Here is a 19,729-nt window from a genome sequence, read left to right as displayed (position 1 = left end):
TACTTGTTTTGGCTTTTATTTTATGCCGTTTAAAATTTGCTTTATATGATTTGTACTTTCCATTTCGTTAAAAATTTCTTCAAAATCATCTTGTACCATCAACTCTTTAAATTGCTGTAAATTACTGATGTATTCTTCTAACGTTTCAATTACGTTTTCTTTATTTTGTTTAAAAATTGGTGTCCACATTGCTGGGCTACTTTTTGCCAAACGCACTGTAGATGCAAATCCTGAACCAGCCATATCAAAAATATCGCGTTCATTTTTTTCTTTATTGATAACCGTTTTACCCAACATAAAAGCACTTATGTGAGATAAATGCGAAACATACGCAATATGCTTGTCATGAGAAACTGGATCCATGTAACGAATACGCATTCCAATCGCTCTAAAAAGCTCTAAAGCTTTTTCTTGAAGCTTAAAAGTTGTTTTTTCTACTTCGCAAATAATATTCGTTTTTCCAACGTATAAGCCAGAAATGGCTGCTGTTGGTCCAGAATTTTCTGTTCCTGCAATTGGATGACATGCTAAAAAATTTCTTCTTTTTGGATGATGTTCAACTGCTTTACAAATTGCTTCTTTTGTTGAACCTGCATCAATTACCAAACCTGTATCTGATATTTTATCTAAAATAGTTGGCAATAATTTTACTGTTGCATCAACAGGAATTGACACAATTACCAAATCTGCATTTACAATATCATCTAAGGTAGCTTTTTTATCAATTAAATTTAACTCTAAAGCCTTATTTAAGGTTTCATCTTTTCTACTAATTCCATGAATAATAACTTCTGGATAATGCTGCTTAATATCGATAGCAAAGCTACCACCAATTAAACCAATACCAATCATATATATATTCTTCATAACTTATAATCTTGCTATTGCTTCTTTAATAATTTCAGAGGTTACACATAATGAAAAACGAATATAACCTTCTCCTTGAGATCCAAAAACTGTTCCTGGTGTTATAAAAATATCATTATCATACAAAATTGCATCGGTAACTTCTTCAGATTTCTTTCCTTTTGGTATTTTTGCCCAAACAAATAAACCTGTTGCATTTTTGCTATAAGTAGCATCTAATTTATCAGCTAACTGCCAAATTAAATTTCTGCGCTCTTGGTATATTTTATTTTGATTGATAAACCAATCATCCGACAATTGTAAAGCTTCTATTGCTCCTTTTTGAATTCCGTAAAACATACCAGAATCCATATTAGATTTTACTTTTAAGACTTCATTAATGTAGGTTGCATTACCTAATAACATTCCCACTCTCCAGCCTGCCATATTAAAGGTTTTACTTAAAGAATTTAACTCTAAGGCAATGTCTTTTGCACCTTTAACTTGTAAAATACTAATAGGTTTATCATTTAAAATAAAACTATATGGATTATCATTTATAATTAAAATATTATGCTTTTTTCCAAAAGCAACCAACTTTTCAAATGTTTCTAATGTTGCATTGGTTCCTGTAGGCATGTGCGGATAATTAACCCACATTATTTTTACATCACTTAAATCTAATTTATCTAACTCCTCAAAATTAGGTTGCCAATTATTTGCATCACTCAAATTATAAAAAAGTGGCTCTGCACCTACTAATTTTGTTACTGATGTATATGTTGGATAACCAGGATTTGGAATCAGAACTTTATCGCCTTCATTTAAAAAAGCCATAGAAACATGCATAATTCCTTCCTTACTTCCCATTAGTGGTAAAACCTCACTTTCTGGATTTGTATCTACAGAAAATTTGTTTTTATAAAAACCAGATATTGCTTCTCTTAACTCAGGTAAACCTTGGTATGATTGATATTTATGGGCAGTTGCATCACCTAAACTATTAGAAATCGCTTCTAGAACTTGTGATGGTGGTTGCAAATCTGGAGAGCCAATTCCCATATTAATAATTGGCTTTCCTGCTGCAGTTAACTGTCTTACCTCTCTTAACTTTATAGAGAAATAATATTCTTTAACGGATTTTAATCTTTTTGCTGGCTTTATCATATTCTTCCGTTTTTATATATTCCTAATACTTTAAATTCTTCTGCCATAATTTCAATTAAAGAAATTGCTTTTTTATAAGTATTATAATCATCAAAAGTAACATCTACAAAAAAAGAATATTTCCAAGGAGTTTGAATTACTGGTAAAGATTGAATCTTTGTTAAATTCATTTTACAATCGCTCATGGCATTTAAAATGGCAGCTAAACTTCCTCTTTTATGACTTAATTGAAACTTAATTGTTGCTTTATTTACAGTTGTATCTTCTTTTGGTTGATGGGTTTGTACAATTACAAATCTTGTTGAGTTGTCTTTTATAGTCTGAATTTCATCTTCAACAACTTCCAAATTAAAAATTTCTGCAGCAATTTTTGGTGCTATTGCTGCAATACCAACTAAATTTTCTTTTGATATTCTTTTAGCTACTTCTGCCGTATCTACATCTTCCACTAGCTTGATATGAGGGTGTTTTTTAAAAAACTCCTTACATTGTAACAACGCCATCGGGTGCGACCAAACTTCTTTAATATCTTCAATTTTTTGACCTTTTAACGCCATTAGATGATGATGAATATTCAAGTAATGTTCGCTAACAATATGCAAATTATTATTATCAATTAATGCATAATTAGGTATAATTGAACCTGCAATTGTGTTCTCTAAAGCCATAACCCCGTAAGTTGCAGAACTTTCTAATAGGTTATCTACCAAAACATCAAAAGACATGCATTCTTTTAACTGAATTGACGTTCCATATAAGTCTTGTGCAACTTTATGATGGTTTGAGCCTTCTGCTCCTTGTATGGCAATAATTTTATTCATTTATATCAAAAAAAAAGCCTCGAAGTAAATTCGAGACTTTATATATTTTAAATGTTTCTTAACAACATAATACAAAGTCTCTTCTTTTACTAAAAAAGTAAAAGTAAAAATAGAAACGTGTAAAATTGTTATTTAACATTATAATTGTTTTGTCTTTAGTAGGCAAATCTAAAGATTAAATTGGATTTTACAAATATAATTGATGAAGTTTGTAAAAATTTACGAATTATATAAAATGTGTTATTTATATTGAATATTTCTTAATAAAAACCATAAATCAACCTGTAATTTATAATTAAAAAAAGATAAAACTATTATTTTTTTACAATAAAAGAGGTGTAAATCTAAAACCAAGTCTCTTAAGCGCTATCCTAACTAATAGCTTTTCTTTTCGCATATTTTATTTTAGAAAAGGATTTTGCTTTTACATGATTTAATACATAATATACATTTTTTAATTTTTTATTAAAAATCAATTCTTCTGAATAATAGATTAATTTCTTCTCTGTGAAACCTTCTTTTGTTATATATAAAGTAAGGTCTGCAATATCTGAAATTAAAAGAGTATCCGTAATTAAAGATGTTGAAGGGGTATCGGTAATTATATAATCATAATCTTTCTTTAATAGCTCTAAGAGAACTTCTAACTTTCCGTTTGACAATAATTCCGCAGGAGCATTTGGTATTGTTCCAGCACTTAAAACATCAATAAATGTTTCTTTAATATTAAAAGATTTAATTAAAGCACTATAATTTTCCTCTTCACCTTTAAGGTAATTAGACAAACCTTTATCTAAATTAATGTTTGTTTTTAATTGTTTTTTAATTGTTGGATTTCTAAAATTTGTTTCAATTAACAATACTTTTTTATTTAATGCTGCAAAAGAAATTGCCAAATTTATTGCGCAAAATGTTTTTCCTTCATTGCTTTTTGATGAAGTAACCATAATAATTTTTGCATGATCAATAGGGTTTTGTTTTTTAAACTCAAACCGAACATTTGTTCTTAAAACTCTAAAACCTTCAGACAAGAGAGAGTCGTCATTTAAACCGTTAAATATTTTTTTTCCGAATGAATATGGAATACTTCCAATAACTTGAGTATTTCTAGATCTTTTTAAAATATCTTCTTTGGAATAAAGTGCTGAATCAATAAAAAAGATTAAATAAAACACTATAAATGGAAAAACTAACCCTGCTATAATAGCTTTTAAATACAATAATTTCGGACTTTCAGATACTGGTATTAAATTAGTAATTGCATAATCAACTACTTTTAATGTGGGTGCAGTTATTACTAAGTTTATTGCAGCTTCTTCTCTTCTTTGCAACAAAAAAATAAATAGATTTTCTTTAATACTTTGATCCCTTTCTATTTCTCTTAATACTTTTTCCTTACTTGGCAATGCGTGAAAAAAACCTTTATTTTTATTATCAACAACTCTAATATTTCTTAGAGAGGATTCACATTTTTTTTGATAAGATACTACTGAAGAAAGAATACTGTTTTTTAAATTACTAATATCTCTATTAAAATTAATTACAATAGGGTTATTTGCTCCAGCACTAATTTTTAATTTTTTTAATTCTAATACATTACTATTGTATAAATTAATTTGATCATTTATACCTGAAATTCCGAGACCAATGTTAGCTGGCAATAATTTAGAATTACTTTGATTTGAAAGCGTTTTTCTTAAAATTTTTGCTACTTCTAATTGAGTTTCTAAATTAACTTTTTCTGCATTAGAATTTGATTTGTCTGATAAAGTAAACTCTGTGTCTAAATCTATATTGGATAAATCATTAACTTCTTTAAACTGTTTTTTTCTATTTTCAATAGAATCTAATTCTATACTCAAATATTCAAATCGTTCATCTACAAAATCGATTGTTCTTTGAAAAATTAATCGCCTATCATTTACACCATCTTGATTAAATTGCGTAATAATTTCATTTAAAATAGCTTCAGATTTTTTACTACTTTCACTTCTTAAAGATAATTTTAAAACCTCACTATTTTTACCTACCTGCTCAACTCTTATACCTGGTAACAATCTTAATGTAGCTTCCTTTATTGAAAAAAAACGAACTTTAATTTGTTTACCAATTAACCTTTTATATGGTTTACTTTTATCAAAATTTATTAAAAAAGGAAGGTTTTTAAAAGATGTATTTAAATTATGAGTAGGTATTTCCCATTCATTATTTTCTGCATCTTTAATTATATAACCACTTTCTAAAACATTTATAAAATATTCTCCAGAGGTTGGCAATAATTTTAGAGAATCAGTGGCGTAAACAGTTATAGGTAATCCCCAAACTTCAGTAGATTTTATTTTATTTACTATGTAATATCTAGCATTTAAATCTAATTTTTTGGAAACCTGTTCAAGAATTCTATAGGATTTTAAAATTTCGATTTCATTTTCTAAATTTACTTTAGAATCTTCAAAAAGTGAATTTAAATTTCCTGGCAGTTCAATTTCATTTATCTTTTGATTGATAATTTTTATTCTAGCATTTGTTTCATAAATAATTGGGCTATATCTTATTGAATAAAAAGCAGCAATTACAAAAAGAACAATACATAATAAAAACCATTTCCAATTTTTAAGATACCTAAAAAGTTCTTGCTTAAAGTTAAAGGTTTCTTTTCTCTTATGTTCAAAAAAAGGTTTTTCTTTCATCTTAAAACCTTATTTACTAATTACAATTAAAATAGCGGTTAATGCCAATGATATTGCAGACATAACAGTACTTGCACTACCAAAAAAACCTGAGCTTTTAATTTTGTTTGAATTAGGGTTTACAACTATTACATCGTTTTGTTTGATGTAATAAAACTCACTATTAAACCAATCTGTAGTCGTTAAATCTATCCTTTTTGTACGCTGAACCCCATCAATTTCTCTAATAATTAGAAGGTCTTTTCTAGACGCATTTATTGTTAAATCGCCTGCATACCCAAGTGCCTGAAGAAGTGTTACTTTGTTTTCTGTGCTTGAGTAGGTGCCAGGTTTTTGCACATCTCCTAAAACTGTAAATTTAGAGTTTAATAGCCTTACACTTACAGCAGGATCAATTACGTGTTGCCCATCAATCAATAACTTTTTTATTTTATCTTCTAACTCAGTTGTTGTTTGACCTACAACTTTTATTTTACCTAATACTGGAAAAACAATATCTCCGTTTTTGGTAACAAGGTAGCCTTGTAGTTTTAAAATATCAATAAAACTTGAGCTTGGAGTAACTTTATTTTCAATATTATACGGAACAACAGATTCAGGATTTAAAGCAGAAACTTTAATATTTATAATATCATTGGATTGTATTTTTGGGTCTTTAAACTCAATTTTTCTGTCTTGAATATTTGAGGAATCTTGAAAATACAATACTCCTTTTTTTGATGCACAAGAGAACATGCAAAACAAAACAATTAACAATAAAATAAATTTAATCTTCGATTTTTTTAATATGGACATTTAACACCTAATTGAAATAGTTTCTTAAGCCAAATCTCTTAAATTAACAATTCCAGAGACTACATCTAGCTTAACTTTTTTAGTTTTTGACTTTTTCTTAGATTTTTTTCTCAAGGTATTAATTAATTTTAAATTGTTCACTATAATTATTGAAGTAATCCATAAAACAAAAAGAAAAACTGCTTGTTTTAAATTACTTACATCATTAAAAATAAATACTGTAAACACCATTGATACTGTAAAAACTGATGCTAAGGCAGATATTTTCCAGTGTTCTAAACCAAAATCTAAAAACACATGATGAATATGATTTTTATCTGCAGAAAATGGGCTCTTCTTTTTTAATAATCTTACTGAAAAAACTCTCATTACATCTAAAAGCGGAAAACTAAATAATGCTAATATATATATAGGAGATTTTACACTTTGGATTACAAAACTTGGATTAAAGCTTACATTTAAAAAATTTAATGCTTGGTAGGCTAATAAAAAGCCTAATACCATTGACCCTGTATCTCCCATAAATATTTTTTCTTTTTTAGAAAAATTAAATATTAGAAAAGAAATTAATGCACCAATAATACTAATACTTAAAAAGAACAATGAGTTATTGTCATTTGCAAAGAAGAAAATTGCAAAAAACAAACTAATTGTTACGGCAAAACTACCTGCTAATCCATCCACACCATCTATTAAATTATATGCATTTATAATTAAAACAAAAACAAAAAGTGTAAAACCTACAGATATTAGGTAAGGCAACTCATGTAATCCTAAAAATCCATAAAAATTTTCGACACGTAAATTTGTAATTAAAATTACAGCTAATGAGGCTACTACTTGGCCTAAAATTTTTTGTAAAGGTTTTAAACCTATTAAATCATCAATTAAACCAATAAAAAACAAAATAGTTACGGCTCCCAAAAGTGTTAATAAGTTCTCATCACCTAAATAATTACCTAAAAAAGTAATAATTAAGTTTAATGAAATAAAAATACCTACACCTCCTAAATTAGGAATTCGCTCTGTATGAACACTTCTCCAATTTGGTTTTTCTGCCAATTTTTTCATCTTAGAGACTCTAATAATGGCTGGATAAGAAATGTAAGAAATAAAAAAAGCTAAAAAGAAAGTAATAAATGGCCAAAAAAAGCCAAAATCTAAACTTAGATTAATTGCATTGGGGATTGCATACATAATAACGGGGGGATTATTAGTTAGTAATTTTACGATAAAATATCTATTTCAATAATAAATACAAACCAAATATAGTTTTTTAATCTTAAAAAAACTATATTTTTTATATTAATTTAATATTAACTTTGATTAATTTTAAATTTTGCTTTAAATAAAAACCACAAAAACAATGGTGTAGAAACAAAATTTCTACGCCATAAGCGTTTTGGTTCTTTAATTAATCTAGGTAGCCATTCTAAACCTATTTTAATCCAAAAAGGACTTGATCTCTCAACTGTTCCAGCATAAAAATCAAAAACAGCACCAATAGAAACAGTTATTGTTGCCTTTAATTTATCTTTATTTGACGCTACCCATTTTTCTTGTTTTGGAGCTGTCATACCTACAAATAAAATATCTGGTTCAAAATCATTTACTTTAGAAATCATTTTAGATGTATCCTCTTCTGAAAAAACTGACTTATATGGTGGGGAGTAACTTTCAACTTTTATATTTAAATATTCTTTTGAAATCCTTTCTTTAATTAATTTCAAAGTAGATTCAGCGGCACCTAAATAAAATACTTTTTTATTATTCTTATCAGCATATTCTAATAAATGCTTATGAATATCAGCACCTGCTATCTTGTTAATTGTTTTGCCTCTTAAAATCTTAGTTGCAAGTACAATTCCTGACCCATCGGGTAATAAAATATCACTATTTAACAAAGCCTGTGAAAAAGCATCATCTGTTTTTGAAACACAATATGAATGGGGATTAACAGTGTTAATCACCTTTTTCTCTTCTAGGTTAATTGTAGACAAGTCTTCTGTAAAAATATGATCATCTATAATTTTTCTTAAATTCATTCAGATTATTTTTGGGGGTTAATCACTTTATTATAAACATTTAAAACCATATTGTAATAACTTACTTTATCATACTTATTAGAAACTCTCTCAAAACCATTTCTACCTAAATTAATAATTTTTTCTTTGTTATAAAATAATGATTCTATTTTGTTTGCTAAATCATTACTATCTCCTTGCTTATATAAAAGCCCAGTTATTTCTTCTTTTACAGCTTCAGGAAAAAAAGAAAAATTTGGTGCAATTATGGGTAACTTTTTGGACATCGCCTCTGGAAAAACCATTGCAAAACCTTCATAACATTTACTTGTATGAACATAAAATTTTGCTTTCTTATAAAAAACTTCCATTTCATCACTATTTAACATACCTCTAAAAGTAACATTTGGCGGTACATTTAAAAATTTTTCATATCCAGCTCTCATCAAACCTGCTATTTGAAAAGGTATGTTAGGTAATTTTCTTGCTGCATCTAACAAAACAGGGATTCCTTTCTCTGGACTTATTCTACCTGCAAATGCAACATAACTTTTAGTACTAAAATCAACATCTTCGTCTTCAATATCTTTTGTATAAAAATTTGGAATAACATCACATTTATTTGCATCAAACCCATTTTTGACTAATTTGTTTTTTTGAAATTGAGTTAAACACATAAAAGAATCCACATTATTTATATATTGTTTATTAGTTCTAGCCCAAAAATTTCTTAATGCATAGCCGACACTTTTAAACATTGATCCTTCACAATTATTTGTAATACAATTAATTTCTTTTAAGGCTCCTGTACACTTTTCACAAATACTATCATTTGTAAAAAAAAGACCATTTGGACATAATAATCTATAATTATGAATTGTCATTACAATTGGAATATTTCTCTTTTTAATGACGGGTAAAATGGCTGGAGAAATTAAAGGATACAAGTTATGAATATGAACTATATCTGGTTTTTCTGTTTCTAAAATCTTAGTAACATCATTAATAACTTGATTGTTTTTTAAAGCTAAAAAGAATGCTTTTGCTTTGCCATAATTCATGGTTTCAATCTCTTCACTACTTCTAAAATATGTAATAACTTGATGACCATTTTCTTCTAAAACCTTTAATTGCGCTTCAGCAACAGCTTCTTCTCCACTAAACTTCCCATATTTATTATGTATTAATAATATTTTCACTAAATGAGTTTTTTATAAATATTGTTCAACTGATTTATTTTTGAATCCCAAGAAAAGTCTTTTGCTCTTTTGATAGCTCCATTTGCTAGATTAAATCTTTCAGGTTCATTTTCAAATAAATATTTTATAGAATTCTTAAAATCATTATAAATTTGCTCAGGATTAGAAATATCTATTTTAATTCCGCAACTTTCATTTACAACAAAAGAAAAACCACAATGGTTTAAACAAATAATTGGCAATCCTAATGACAACCCCTCTAAAGTAACCGTAGATGTTAGATCTTTTAAACTAGTAATGCATAAAACATGAGCATTTTTCATCACATTAATTGCTTCAGTTCTTTCTAACCAACCGTGCCAATTACAATTTTGATTTACATTTAATTTGGTTGCTATATTTTTCCAATTTTTAGTTTCTTTTCCAACACCTAAAACATCAATTTTATAATTAATATTAACATTTAAAAGAGATACACTATTCAACAAAATTGGCAGAGCCTTACCTGAAGTGTGTTGACCAGACCAAACAATTTTTAAGGGTTCATTTTCTTTTCTTTGATTAGGATTTATTTTACCAATTAATAAAGTTCCTACTTCTGGTATAATCTGTGAATTTACTTTCCAAAGAGTAGAAATTGTGTTTTTAATTTCTGACGTTGCCGCAATAATCGTTGCATTTTTTCTTTGAGCAGCCATTTTTGGTCTAGATGCTAAAGATCTTTCTAAACTATTTAAAATATTTCTAAATCCATAAAACACTTTCCCATATAAATTAAAGAATGGAAACAATTTCCATGAAACATTTTCTGTTCCTCCAATTGGTCCCCAAACAAAAGGTTTATTAATTTTCCATAAATATCCTGGCTCTCTGTAACCCACCATATTTAATTGATGAATAATATCAAAATTTTCTTTTAGTTCTAAATCTGAAGCTAATTGAAATGCTTTTTTTTGCCAACTTTTATAAAACCAATAATAAGAAGGAGGCCATATTTTACGGAGCAATTTCATTCTCTTTTTTCTGATATAATAAAAATGTAGATTCTCATTTTTATACTCTTCTAAATATTTTTTTATGGGTTTTTCCCACTTTTTTTGCTCAGTAATTACATGCACTTCATAAAATTTACTAAGCCCATTTACAAAACTCCAGCCCATACCAGGTTCAGACCCTCTGTAAGGGCTACAAGCATAGCAAGAAATTAATATTTTTAGTTTTTTACTCATTTATAATTTGAAGTGTTTTTTCTTCGAAAGCATAATCTTCTGAATGCATTTTACGTAAAACAATCTCTTTTAATAAAAAGATACTTACTAATAATTTTATTTCTACAATTTGGATTTTAGATAAGAGGTATTTAATCAAATCTTCAGGACCATTTTTTTCTAACAACTTACCAACTTGATAATGAAATTTTATTAAATCTAAATATTCTAAGCCATTTTCTACAAAAAATTCAAAATCAAAAGTTTGATATTTTTCTTCGGATTTTAAAATATTCCAAGGTGTATAATCTCCATGTTCAAAGGCTTCAAAATATAACTCATTAGAACTTTTTGTGATTTTATTTAATAGATTTACATATTTATTAAAACCTAATTCCGTTAATTCTTGTAAAATAGATTGAACTCTTTTATGTTTTATAAGCAGAAACTTTTTTTCTTTTTTATAAGGTTCAATTATTTTTTCAGCAGTTAAATCATCAACAAAACCTACTTTTCCTTTAATCTCTGGCAACACAATAAATGTTGTTTTGTTAAAAATAAAACTATCTACAGTTGTGTCTATTACTTTATGATGAGATAAAATTTCTATACCTTTTCTTTCATTTTCGACAAACATTTTCCCCCTTTCATTTAAGGGATATTTTACATAACCAAAAATTTTATTTTCACTTTGTAACTGTACAATAACCTTATCACCAGCAGTAGAGTTATATATGGATGAAATAAATTCAGTTTGATATTTTTCTTCTAAAAAAGAAACAATCTTATCTTTATCTATTGCTTTTTTAGAGAAAATTATTTTAGCAATTGAATTAAAATTTACACTTAAAAAAAATAAAACTCTTTTTAATAATTTTGCTTTTACAGAAAACGGATTGTATAACTGAAAAGAATTTTTAGCCTGTAAAGCTGAGCCAATTGCTAAAATTACTTTTGGGTTTTTCCTACTTGGAATACACAAATAATCATTGTATGTTATAAATCTATAGCCTTTCATGCATCTTGTTCATTAAGGTGTTTACAACTTCTTTTACTATTTTATCTGGGGAATTATCTACATTAATATGTACATAATTTTTATTTTTTGTGAGTGCTCTATAACCGTTAATTTGCCTTTTTAATTCTTCAAAAGTTACTTCTTGTTTTCGTTTAAAAATAATTTCTGGCTCCGCAGTTAACACAAAATAAAGTGATGGTTTTTTAATAAACCTTCTAAAAAATGAAGCTATTGTTACTCCTCCTCCGTATCGATATCTTTTGTTATCAACTATTAAATCATCAAAATATCTATCAAAAATTATTAATGTTGATGAAATTTTTAAAGGCAAAATATTTTTAAGCCAACCAAAATTGTACTGCACAAAAAAATACAATAGCTTAACATAAGATTTTAATGCTCCATAAGGTTTAAACTTATGTGGATCAGAAGTTACTCCAGAATTTTCACTTTTTGTGTAAATTGGTTTTAAATGAAAATACTGAGTTTTTCTAAAAGGTAAAACTGCCGCAGTAACTCTATCAATAATTGTAGTTTTTCCTGATCCGTCTGAACCTAAAAACGCAATAGAAATTCCAGTTGGTTTTAGAATTCTTTTTACAATCCTAATTTTGTCTTTAATTTTGTAATTTAAAGTAGCAGACTGACGCTTTATATCTTTAAAAACATAGTCTATAATTTGATTAAATGCATCATAATCATCTTCTTCAAAAGATTTAATAATTTTATTACTTGTGTTTATTAGATGCTCTGCTAGTATTTTCTTACAGTTTTCTTTATCAGAAACGTAAAGTTTCCTTAGAGTGTTAAAGGTCTTTTTTGATACTTCTCTTTTACATACTTTTTTTAATAAGTAATGAAAAAATTCTTGATTATTTGCTATCTTAAAAACATCTTTATATTGTATTCTTTTATTAAAAATGGTAGTTTCATCAAAATAAACCACATTAAAAGCATGTAAAACACCATAGATATCTAAGTTTAAAATTTCTCCTGAAGCAGAATTATAAATAAATATATTTTTTGCAAATACTTCTTGATGATAAATTTGAACAATTTTAAAGTTTTCTTTTTTACAGAAATCACCTAAAATACTCTCTATAATTTTAAAATCATTTTTCTTAAAAAGGATATCAACATCATCTAATTCTTTACTTTTAGAAAACAAATTTTTTACACCATTTATAATGGCATAATCAATTTTGTTGGTATGTAAAAAATTTAAAAACTTATGTATCATTTTAATTTATAAACTTTGATAAACCTTATTATAATTATTTGAAAATACTTTTAATGAAAACTGGGTTGTTGCTTTTTCATGTGCTTTTATGGCCAATTGAGAAGCAAACTCTTTATCTTCTTGTAATTTTAAAATTGCGGTTGCCCAATCTTCCGCTTTGAATGGGTCTACTAATAAACCTGTTTTTTGATTTGTAATTAACTCTGGCAACGCTCCTGAATTAGAAGCAACTATTGGTCTTTTAGCAACCATTGCCTCCGCTACTGCAAGTCCAAAGCCCTCAATATAGCATGGATGTAAAAAAACATCTGTTTTTTCTAATAAGCTTTCAACATTTTTTTGATGCCCTAAAAAAGTAATATATTTTGATAAATTATATTGCTTTACTTTTTCTTGTAAATTATGTTTTTCTAATCCTTCTCCAGTAATTGAAAGATGGATATTATTATGTTTTTGTTGAATTAAAATATGAACTGCTTCAATTAAAACATCTATATTTTTTATTTTTATCAAACTTGAAACTGATAAAAGATGAAAAGTTTTATCTACTTTATCAGCTAATTTAATTTGTGATGAAAAGTTGTAAATTCCATTATAAATAACAATTCCTTCTTTCTTATTTAAAATTGGAAAATCTTTTATTTTTTCTGTTTTAACATATTTAGAAATGTAAACAAACAAATCAATTTTTTGATATAAGATACGTAAGAAAAACCTTCTAATTTTTGGTGGCGAAAGCGATCCTTCAAATACAAAAACAACTTTAACTTTAGGTCTAAAATACTTAATTAAACCTGCAATAATTTCGCCAAAAAACAAATGAGATTGAACAATTTTTATATTATTGTTATCAATAATTTTAATTAAATGTCTTACATGCTTAAAAAGGTTATTACCATATTCTCCTTCAAAAACACCATTACAAATATCTTTGAAACTTTGCTTAAATTCATCTTTATAAGCAGAAGTCCAAACGTATAAATAATTGTTTTGTTCAACTTCCTTTATTAAATCGTACGTTTTTTTCGGTGTTCCACCAAATCTATTATAGGAAGACAATAAGTATAAAATATTAGTTTTCATCTTCTATAATTATTTCATCATTAAAAACCTCATCTTTATATACTATTATTATATAAAATGCAATTGAACTTGGAATAATACCATGTGCAAAAGAAAAAACAGACCATGTATAGTTTATAAACAAATACTGACTCATGTAAAGAGACATTGCTAACGTAACTGCATTTCTATATTTTTTAACAAAGCCTAAAAAATAAAATCTATATAAAACTAATAAGGAAACTGTTGTACCAACATAACCATACTTTATCAACAAGTCTACATAGCCAGAATCTATAACCGTAAAACGCTCCATAAACGCACTTGTGCCACTTAATTTAACTTGATTCATAAGTGCAGAGGATTGGTGAATAAATCCATAACCTATGTATTTACTTTTTTCAATAGCATCCCATCTAAATTTATTATAAATATCACGTGTACTTAATGCTAAATCTTCGCTATAAATAATTCCGTTAATTGTGTCTACTAAAGATTGATATAGCCCATTTACAAAAAACAGTACTAGCGAAAAACCAACTAAACTTGTAATTACAAGTTTTGTAATGGTTTCTTTTTTAAAATCTAAATTTTTATCAAAAGCAAAAAAGTATAACAAACAAGCAAAGAAGGTCATTAGTGTTAAACTAAAATGTGTTGCTAAAATTAAACCTAATGCAAGCAACAATATGATAATTATGCTAGACACCTGAACTGTTTCTGATTGCTTAATTTTTACAGCTTGAAAAAATAATCCAAGGCTAATATATGTTGGAAAAAAAGTACGCAAATGAGCACCTTGATTATAAACTGGTGGTGTAATTTGTGGCAAAACCAAATGAACACAATATAAAATACTAAAATAAATACCAATGTAAATAACAGTATTTACAATTTTTGTAGATTTAATTTCATCAAAATAAACCATTAGGTAAAATAAAATTGCAAAAAACCAAATATCTTTACTAGCCAATAAAGCTTGAAATGCCGTAGAGTGCGTAGATAAAATTGGTTTTAAAATCCCATACAATAACGTTATTACTGCTAAAAAGAGCATTATTTGGCTTTTTTGAGGTACTTCATACCATTTTCTTTTAAAAAAAAGTGTAAATATTGCAATTAAATTTATTCCGAAATAACCAATTTCAAATCTTCCAAATAAAAATAAAGCTGGATCTAAAAAACCTAAAAATTTGGTAGATGCCAAAATATAAAACAGCACAAATTGATTGGGTCTAGTAGCGGCTAAAAATAGCGCATATCCATAAAATCCTAAAATAAAAACAATCATACCTTTAATTGTTTTAGTTTTTGATTTCCTACTAAAAATGTAATTAAAATAATTATAGAGCAAATAATCAAACTCAATCCATAGGCATAAATAAACCTATAAATAAGTTCCATTTTTGTAAAAAACAGAAAGAAGATTACACTGGTTATTGGCACATTTAATTTTACAAAAAATGCTTTTTTAAGTTGATTATTACCTAAAAAATATCTATAAAAAACTTCAACTGTGGCTACACTTCCTAAAGAAATAATTAAGATAAATGTAATATTATATAGTAACTCTAAATTATCAGTTTCTAAATTTAAGAACGAAAGAATGAAAGCTCCAAAAAAGTAAAATCCAATAAGAATTCCGATATAAATTAATACGGAAACCCAAAAAACATTAAAGGTAACTTTTATCATTTTTAAATTTTTCTTTTCTTTAGAGAAAACTGCAAACATTGGTGTAGAAATTGACACAATAAAACTATTAGCCAACATTGCTACCTTAAAAGATAAGTCTAAAATAGCATACAAACTAACATTAGCAACCATTAACACAAATACATACCTTAAAACTGGTGTTACAATACTGTTAAGTATTCCTAAATTTAAAAATTTGAAAGAACAATTTAAAACGTATTTTATATGATTCTTATTTATTTTGGTTAATTTAATTGTTGTCTTTTTTTTAATATAGAAAATATAAAAAACGAATAAAACAAATGTAAGTATTAGCGGTGTAACAATATAAATTGCTGTATTCTTAGTAAAAAAACTAAGAGCATAAATAATTAAATACAATGCTGGTGTATATAAAGCTAAACTAATATTAACTACATGAATTAAATAGTTTGCTTCTAAAATAGATTTACAAAAGTTATTTAATAACATAAAAATCAATATTAAAAAACCTGTAATTAATAATATTGTTTTTTCTAAATCAGTAATGTTAATTTCTTTTCCAAGTAAATTTACGTCTAACAACATAAGTACAATAAAGACTACAGAAAGTAATAGTATAATAGATAAGTTAATGTACAAAGCTGAAGTAATAACCTGATTATTACTAATTTTTTCATCTCCGTTTAATAACACAATAGCTTGTGAAAGCCCTAAATCTATTAAAGAAGTAACGCCGCTAAACAATAAAGTAAGACTTATAATCCCATATAAATCTAGTCCAATTTGTTTTATAATAAGTGGTAAAAGTAAAATAGTTACAGATGAAACTGTAATAATTTTACCTACAGAAGCAAAAACATTCTTTTTTAAATAGTTTTTAATATTCATAAATTCCACCTTCAATCGAATCACAAATACTAAAAGTAGTTGATATTTTCTTATTAAAATTTAAAAATACCCAAACAAAAAATAATATCGATTTATATTCAAAAAATGTATTCTGATAAAATACTGAAGGAGAAATATTTTTTTTGACTTTAAAAAATGCAGTCTTTTTCTTAAAAAAATTAAGTTTCATATTGGGGGTAGTAAGTAACTTGAATACAATTATAAAGTTTTTTTTTGTTTTTTAAAAGTTTTAAAGCTTAAAATACACATTAAAAAACTATAAGAAAAAAAAACACTCTCTTAAAAAAGAGAGTGTTTACTAAATTTTAGCGGTCTGGACGGGACTCGAACCCGCGACCCCCTGCGTGACAGGCAGGTATTCTAACCAGCTGAACTACCAGACCGTTGCTATTAGCGGTGGCAAATATATAATAGATTTTAATATCTGCAAACAAAAAAATGCTTTTTTTATTTAAATTTTCTTCTACTTACCAAATAACTTGTCAAAACTGAATTAAACCCTGAATGAATATCTACAGGGACATAATCAATTTTATACATTAAACATTTATCTTTCAATTCTTTAAAATAATCTTCTACAAGCTTTTTATAATTTTCTAATACATTTTCTGAATAAACATTAATTGCTTCACCAGTTTCAACATCTACAAATTTCTTTGGTTTATTGTCAAAATTAAAGTTGAATTCCTTTTTCCCATCAAAAGTATGGAACAAAACCACCTCATGTTTGTTGTATTTTAAATGACGTAAAGCTTCAAATAACTCATTTTTATCTTTTGTAGTCTGAAACATATCCGTAAAAAGAAATATTAACGACCTTCTGTGTATTTTCTCAGCTATTTCATGTAGATATTGATAAGTATTTGTTGTCCTTTTTGATTCAGAAACTAATAAGTTTTCTAATTGATTTAACAACATGTTTCTATGACGATCACTACCCTTTTCTGGGGAATAAAATTCATAAGAATCGGAATATACACTTAAACCTACAGCATCTCTTTGGCGCTTTAAAACTTCCATTAATGATGCCGCAGCAACTGCTGAAAAGCCTATTTTATTTAAATTATTAATCGATTGCCTCTTTACTATCGGATAATGCATTGAAGCAGAATTATCTATAATAATATGACAACGTAAATTAGTTTCTTCTTCATATTTTTTAGTATATAATTTTTCTGTTTTTGCAAATAACTTCCAATCTATATGGCGTGTACTTTCTCCTTTATTGTATAATTTATGCTCAGAAAACTCAACAGAAAACCCATGAAAAGGGCTTTTATGCATACCCGTTATAAAGCCTTCAACAACTTGTTTTGCTAACAAACTAAGGTTTTTAATTTCAGAAGATTTTATTTGTGATAGATCTATCATAGATTACCGAAAATAAAAAAAGGTTTAGCCTTAGCCAAACCTTTTTTATAATATATTATGTTAAACTTTATTATAAAGCCGCATCAATTTTACCTGTATACACATTTTTAGGTGCAACACCTACTTGTTTATCTACAACTTCACCGTTTTTAAAAATTAAAACAGTTGGTATATTTCTAACACCATATTTAGCTGCAAATTCTTGATTAGCATCAACATCTACTTTACCAACAATGGCTTTACCATCATACTCAGCATGAATTTCATCAACAATAGGCCCAACCATTCTACAAGGTCCGCACCAAGCTGCCCAGAAATCTACTAATACTGGTTTGTCTGATTTTAATACTAATTCGTCAAAATTAGCGTCTGTTATTTCTAATGCCATTTTATTTTTATTTTTTTAATTGTTATTATAATTCTGATAAACAAAAGTAATCAAATAATTGACCATTTTATTTCTTGAAAATTAGTTTTTCTTATCTATCTATCAATCCTTTCTATCCTTACAAGCAAAGAATCCATCAAAAAATAAAATATTATTTACTGATGGATTCTATATAAGAGCTTTCAATTTTAAAAAATTGACAATCTTTTTCTTATTAAAATATAGTAGAAGCAATTTGATGAATATTATCACTTTTTCCCATAGAATAATAATGTAAAACAGGTACTCCTGCAGCTAATAACTCTTTAGATTGTTGAATTGCCCACTCTATACCAACTTGACGAACATCTTTATTTGTTTTGCATCTTTCTACTTCAGAAATTAAATTTTCTGGCAAATCAATTCTAAAAACTTGTGGCAATAGTTGCAAATGACGTTTTACAGCAATAGGCTTAATTCCTGGAATTATTGGCACATTAATTCCCGCTTTTTTTGCAGCATCTACAAATTCGAAATATTTTTTATTGTCAAAAAACATTTGCGTAACCACATAATCTGCACCAGCATCAACTTTTTCTTTTAAACGTTTTAAGTCGGTTTGTAAAGATGGTGCTTCTAAATGTTTCTCAGGATAACCAGCTACACCAATACAAAAATCGGCTTTATTGGTAGACTCTATAACATTGTGTAAATATTTACCACTATTCAAATCATTAATTTGTTTTACCAAATCTGTTGCATAATGGTTACCGTCTTTATTAGGCTCAAAATATTTTTGATGACTCATGGCATCACCTCTCAATGCCATTACATTATCAATTCCTAAATAATGGCAATCTACCAAAACATACTCCGTTTCTTCCTTTGTAAAACCACCACATAATACGTGCGGCACAGTATCTACATTGTATTTATGCTTAATAGCTGCACAAATACCAACAGTTCCAGGGCGCATTCTGGTAATTTTTCTATCTAACAAGCCATTTCCTTTATTAATATAGACATACTCTTCTCTAGATGTGGTAACGTCTATAAATGGCGGATTAAACTCCATTAAAGGATCTATATTATTGTATAAATCTTGTATGTTATTTCCTTTTTTTGGTGGAATGATTTCAAAAGAAAATAATGTTTTTCCGTTGGCTTTTTCAATATGTTCTGTAATCTTCATTTATGCTGAATTTAGTTCAGTATCTATTTATTTGGACGTTACCACAAGGGTCGCGCTTTTCACTATATCTTTTTATGCTAAATTTAATTCAACATATACTATTTCTATTAAAAATATTTTAACAATCCTAATAAACTGAGACG

The 19,729-nt window shown here is 27.0% G+C and carries 17 protein-coding genes and 1 tRNA gene; all 18 read right to left on the bottom strand.

The genetic code is table 11. The features are described from left to right. Positions 1 to 15: 15 nt before the first annotated feature. A complete protein-coding gene (locus tag Q0733_RS12265) occupies positions 16 to 867 on the bottom strand; it encodes a prephenate dehydrogenase (RefSeq protein ID WP_298782541.1) in 852 nt (283 codons plus the stop codon). Between the two features lie 3 nt (positions 868 to 870). Next, on the bottom strand, positions 871 to 2,013 hold the full coding sequence (locus Q0733_RS12260) for an aminotransferase class I/II-fold pyridoxal phosphate-dependent enzyme (protein ID WP_298782540.1): 1,143 nt from the start codon (positions 2,011 to 2,013) through the stop codon (positions 871 to 873). Then, positions 2,010 to 2,834, bottom strand: coding sequence for a prephenate dehydratase (locus Q0733_RS12255; RefSeq protein ID WP_298782539.1), 825 nt, complete (start codon positions 2,832 to 2,834; stop codon positions 2,010 to 2,012). Before Q0733_RS12255 ends, Q0733_RS12260 begins: the two co-directional genes overlap by 4 nt. Positions 2,835 to 3,205: 371 nt before the next feature. Then, positions 3,206 to 5,524, bottom strand: coding sequence for a tyrosine-protein kinase domain-containing protein (locus Q0733_RS12250; RefSeq protein WP_298782538.1), 2,319 nt, complete (start codon positions 5,522 to 5,524; stop codon positions 3,206 to 3,208). 9 nt (positions 5,525 to 5,533) lie between these two features. Then, positions 5,534 to 6,319: a polysaccharide biosynthesis/export family protein gene (locus Q0733_RS12245; protein WP_298782537.1), complete on the bottom strand. Its 786-nt coding sequence runs from the start codon at positions 6,317 to 6,319 to the stop codon at positions 5,534 to 5,536. Positions 6,320 to 6,343: 24 nt separating this feature from the next. Further along, a complete protein-coding gene (locus Q0733_RS12240) occupies positions 6,344 to 7,516 on the bottom strand; it encodes a glycosyltransferase family 4 protein (RefSeq protein WP_298782536.1) in 1,173 nt (390 codons plus the stop codon). A 119-nt stretch (positions 7,517 to 7,635) separates the two neighbouring features. Then, positions 7,636 to 8,364 (bottom strand): WecB/TagA/CpsF family glycosyltransferase, encoded by a 729-nt coding sequence (locus tag Q0733_RS12235; RefSeq protein WP_298782535.1) that lies wholly within the window; start codon positions 8,362 to 8,364, stop codon positions 7,636 to 7,638. A gap of 5 nt (positions 8,365 to 8,369) precedes the next feature. Then, entirely contained in the window at positions 8,370 to 9,542 is a 1,173-nt protein-coding gene (locus Q0733_RS12230) for a glycosyltransferase family 4 protein (protein WP_298782534.1), read from the bottom strand. Then, on the bottom strand, positions 9,542 to 10,771 hold the full coding sequence (locus tag Q0733_RS12225) for a glycosyltransferase family 4 protein (protein ID WP_298782533.1): 1,230 nt from the start codon (positions 10,769 to 10,771) through the stop codon (positions 9,542 to 9,544). Before Q0733_RS12225 ends, Q0733_RS12230 begins: the two co-directional genes overlap by 1 nt. Further along, positions 10,764 to 11,768: a hypothetical protein gene (locus Q0733_RS12220; RefSeq protein WP_298782532.1), complete on the bottom strand. Its 1,005-nt coding sequence runs from the start codon at positions 11,766 to 11,768 to the stop codon at positions 10,764 to 10,766. The genes Q0733_RS12225 and Q0733_RS12220 overlap by 8 nt, the downstream gene beginning before the upstream one ends. Beyond that, the gene (locus Q0733_RS12215) at positions 11,755 to 13,008 is read right to left on the bottom strand and encodes a hypothetical protein (protein ID WP_298782531.1); all 1,254 of its coding nucleotides are present in this window, start codon (positions 13,006 to 13,008) and stop codon (positions 11,755 to 11,757) included. Before Q0733_RS12215 ends, Q0733_RS12220 begins: the two co-directional genes overlap by 14 nt. A gap of 6 nt (positions 13,009 to 13,014) precedes the next feature. Beyond that, on the bottom strand, positions 13,015 to 14,091 hold the full coding sequence (locus Q0733_RS12210; protein WP_298782530.1) for a glycosyltransferase family 4 protein: 1,077 nt from the start codon (positions 14,089 to 14,091) through the stop codon (positions 13,015 to 13,017). Continuing rightward, a complete protein-coding gene (locus tag Q0733_RS12205; protein ID WP_298782529.1) occupies positions 14,081 to 15,361 on the bottom strand; it encodes a hypothetical protein in 1,281 nt (426 codons plus the stop codon). The genes Q0733_RS12210 and Q0733_RS12205 overlap by 11 nt, the downstream gene beginning before the upstream one ends. Beyond that, positions 15,358 to 16,635 carry a hypothetical protein gene (locus Q0733_RS12200; protein WP_298782528.1) on the bottom strand — a complete coding sequence of 426 codons (1,278 nt, stop codon included), beginning with the start codon at positions 16,633 to 16,635 and terminating at the stop codon, positions 15,358 to 15,360. The genes Q0733_RS12205 and Q0733_RS12200 overlap by 4 nt, the downstream gene beginning before the upstream one ends. A gap of 330 nt (positions 16,636 to 16,965) precedes the next feature. Continuing rightward, positions 16,966 to 17,039 (bottom strand) — tRNA-Asp (locus tag Q0733_RS12195). A 64-nt stretch (positions 17,040 to 17,103) separates the two neighbouring features. Next, positions 17,104 to 18,027, bottom strand: a complete 924-nt coding sequence (locus tag Q0733_RS12190) for a DUF58 domain-containing protein (RefSeq protein WP_298782527.1) — start codon at positions 18,025 to 18,027, stop codon at positions 17,104 to 17,106. A 70-nt stretch (positions 18,028 to 18,097) separates the two neighbouring features. Next, positions 18,098 to 18,415: a thioredoxin gene (gene trxA / locus Q0733_RS12185; RefSeq protein ID WP_091890777.1), complete on the bottom strand. Its 318-nt coding sequence runs from the start codon at positions 18,413 to 18,415 to the stop codon at positions 18,098 to 18,100. A 214-nt stretch (positions 18,416 to 18,629) separates the two neighbouring features. After that, the gene (gene metF / locus Q0733_RS12180; RefSeq protein ID WP_298782526.1) at positions 18,630 to 19,586 is read right to left on the bottom strand and encodes a methylenetetrahydrofolate reductase [NAD(P)H]; all 957 of its coding nucleotides are present in this window, start codon (positions 19,584 to 19,586) and stop codon (positions 18,630 to 18,632) included. Between the last annotated feature and the right edge of the window lie 143 nt (positions 19,587 to 19,729).

Origin of the sequence: uncultured Polaribacter sp. (assembly GCF_947500975.1) — a bacterium.
Classification (GTDB): Bacteria; Bacteroidota; Bacteroidia; order Flavobacteriales; family Flavobacteriaceae; genus Polaribacter.
The sequence above is the reverse complement of the archived record's forward strand: the minus strand, read 5'-3'. Positions and strand labels throughout refer to the sequence as shown.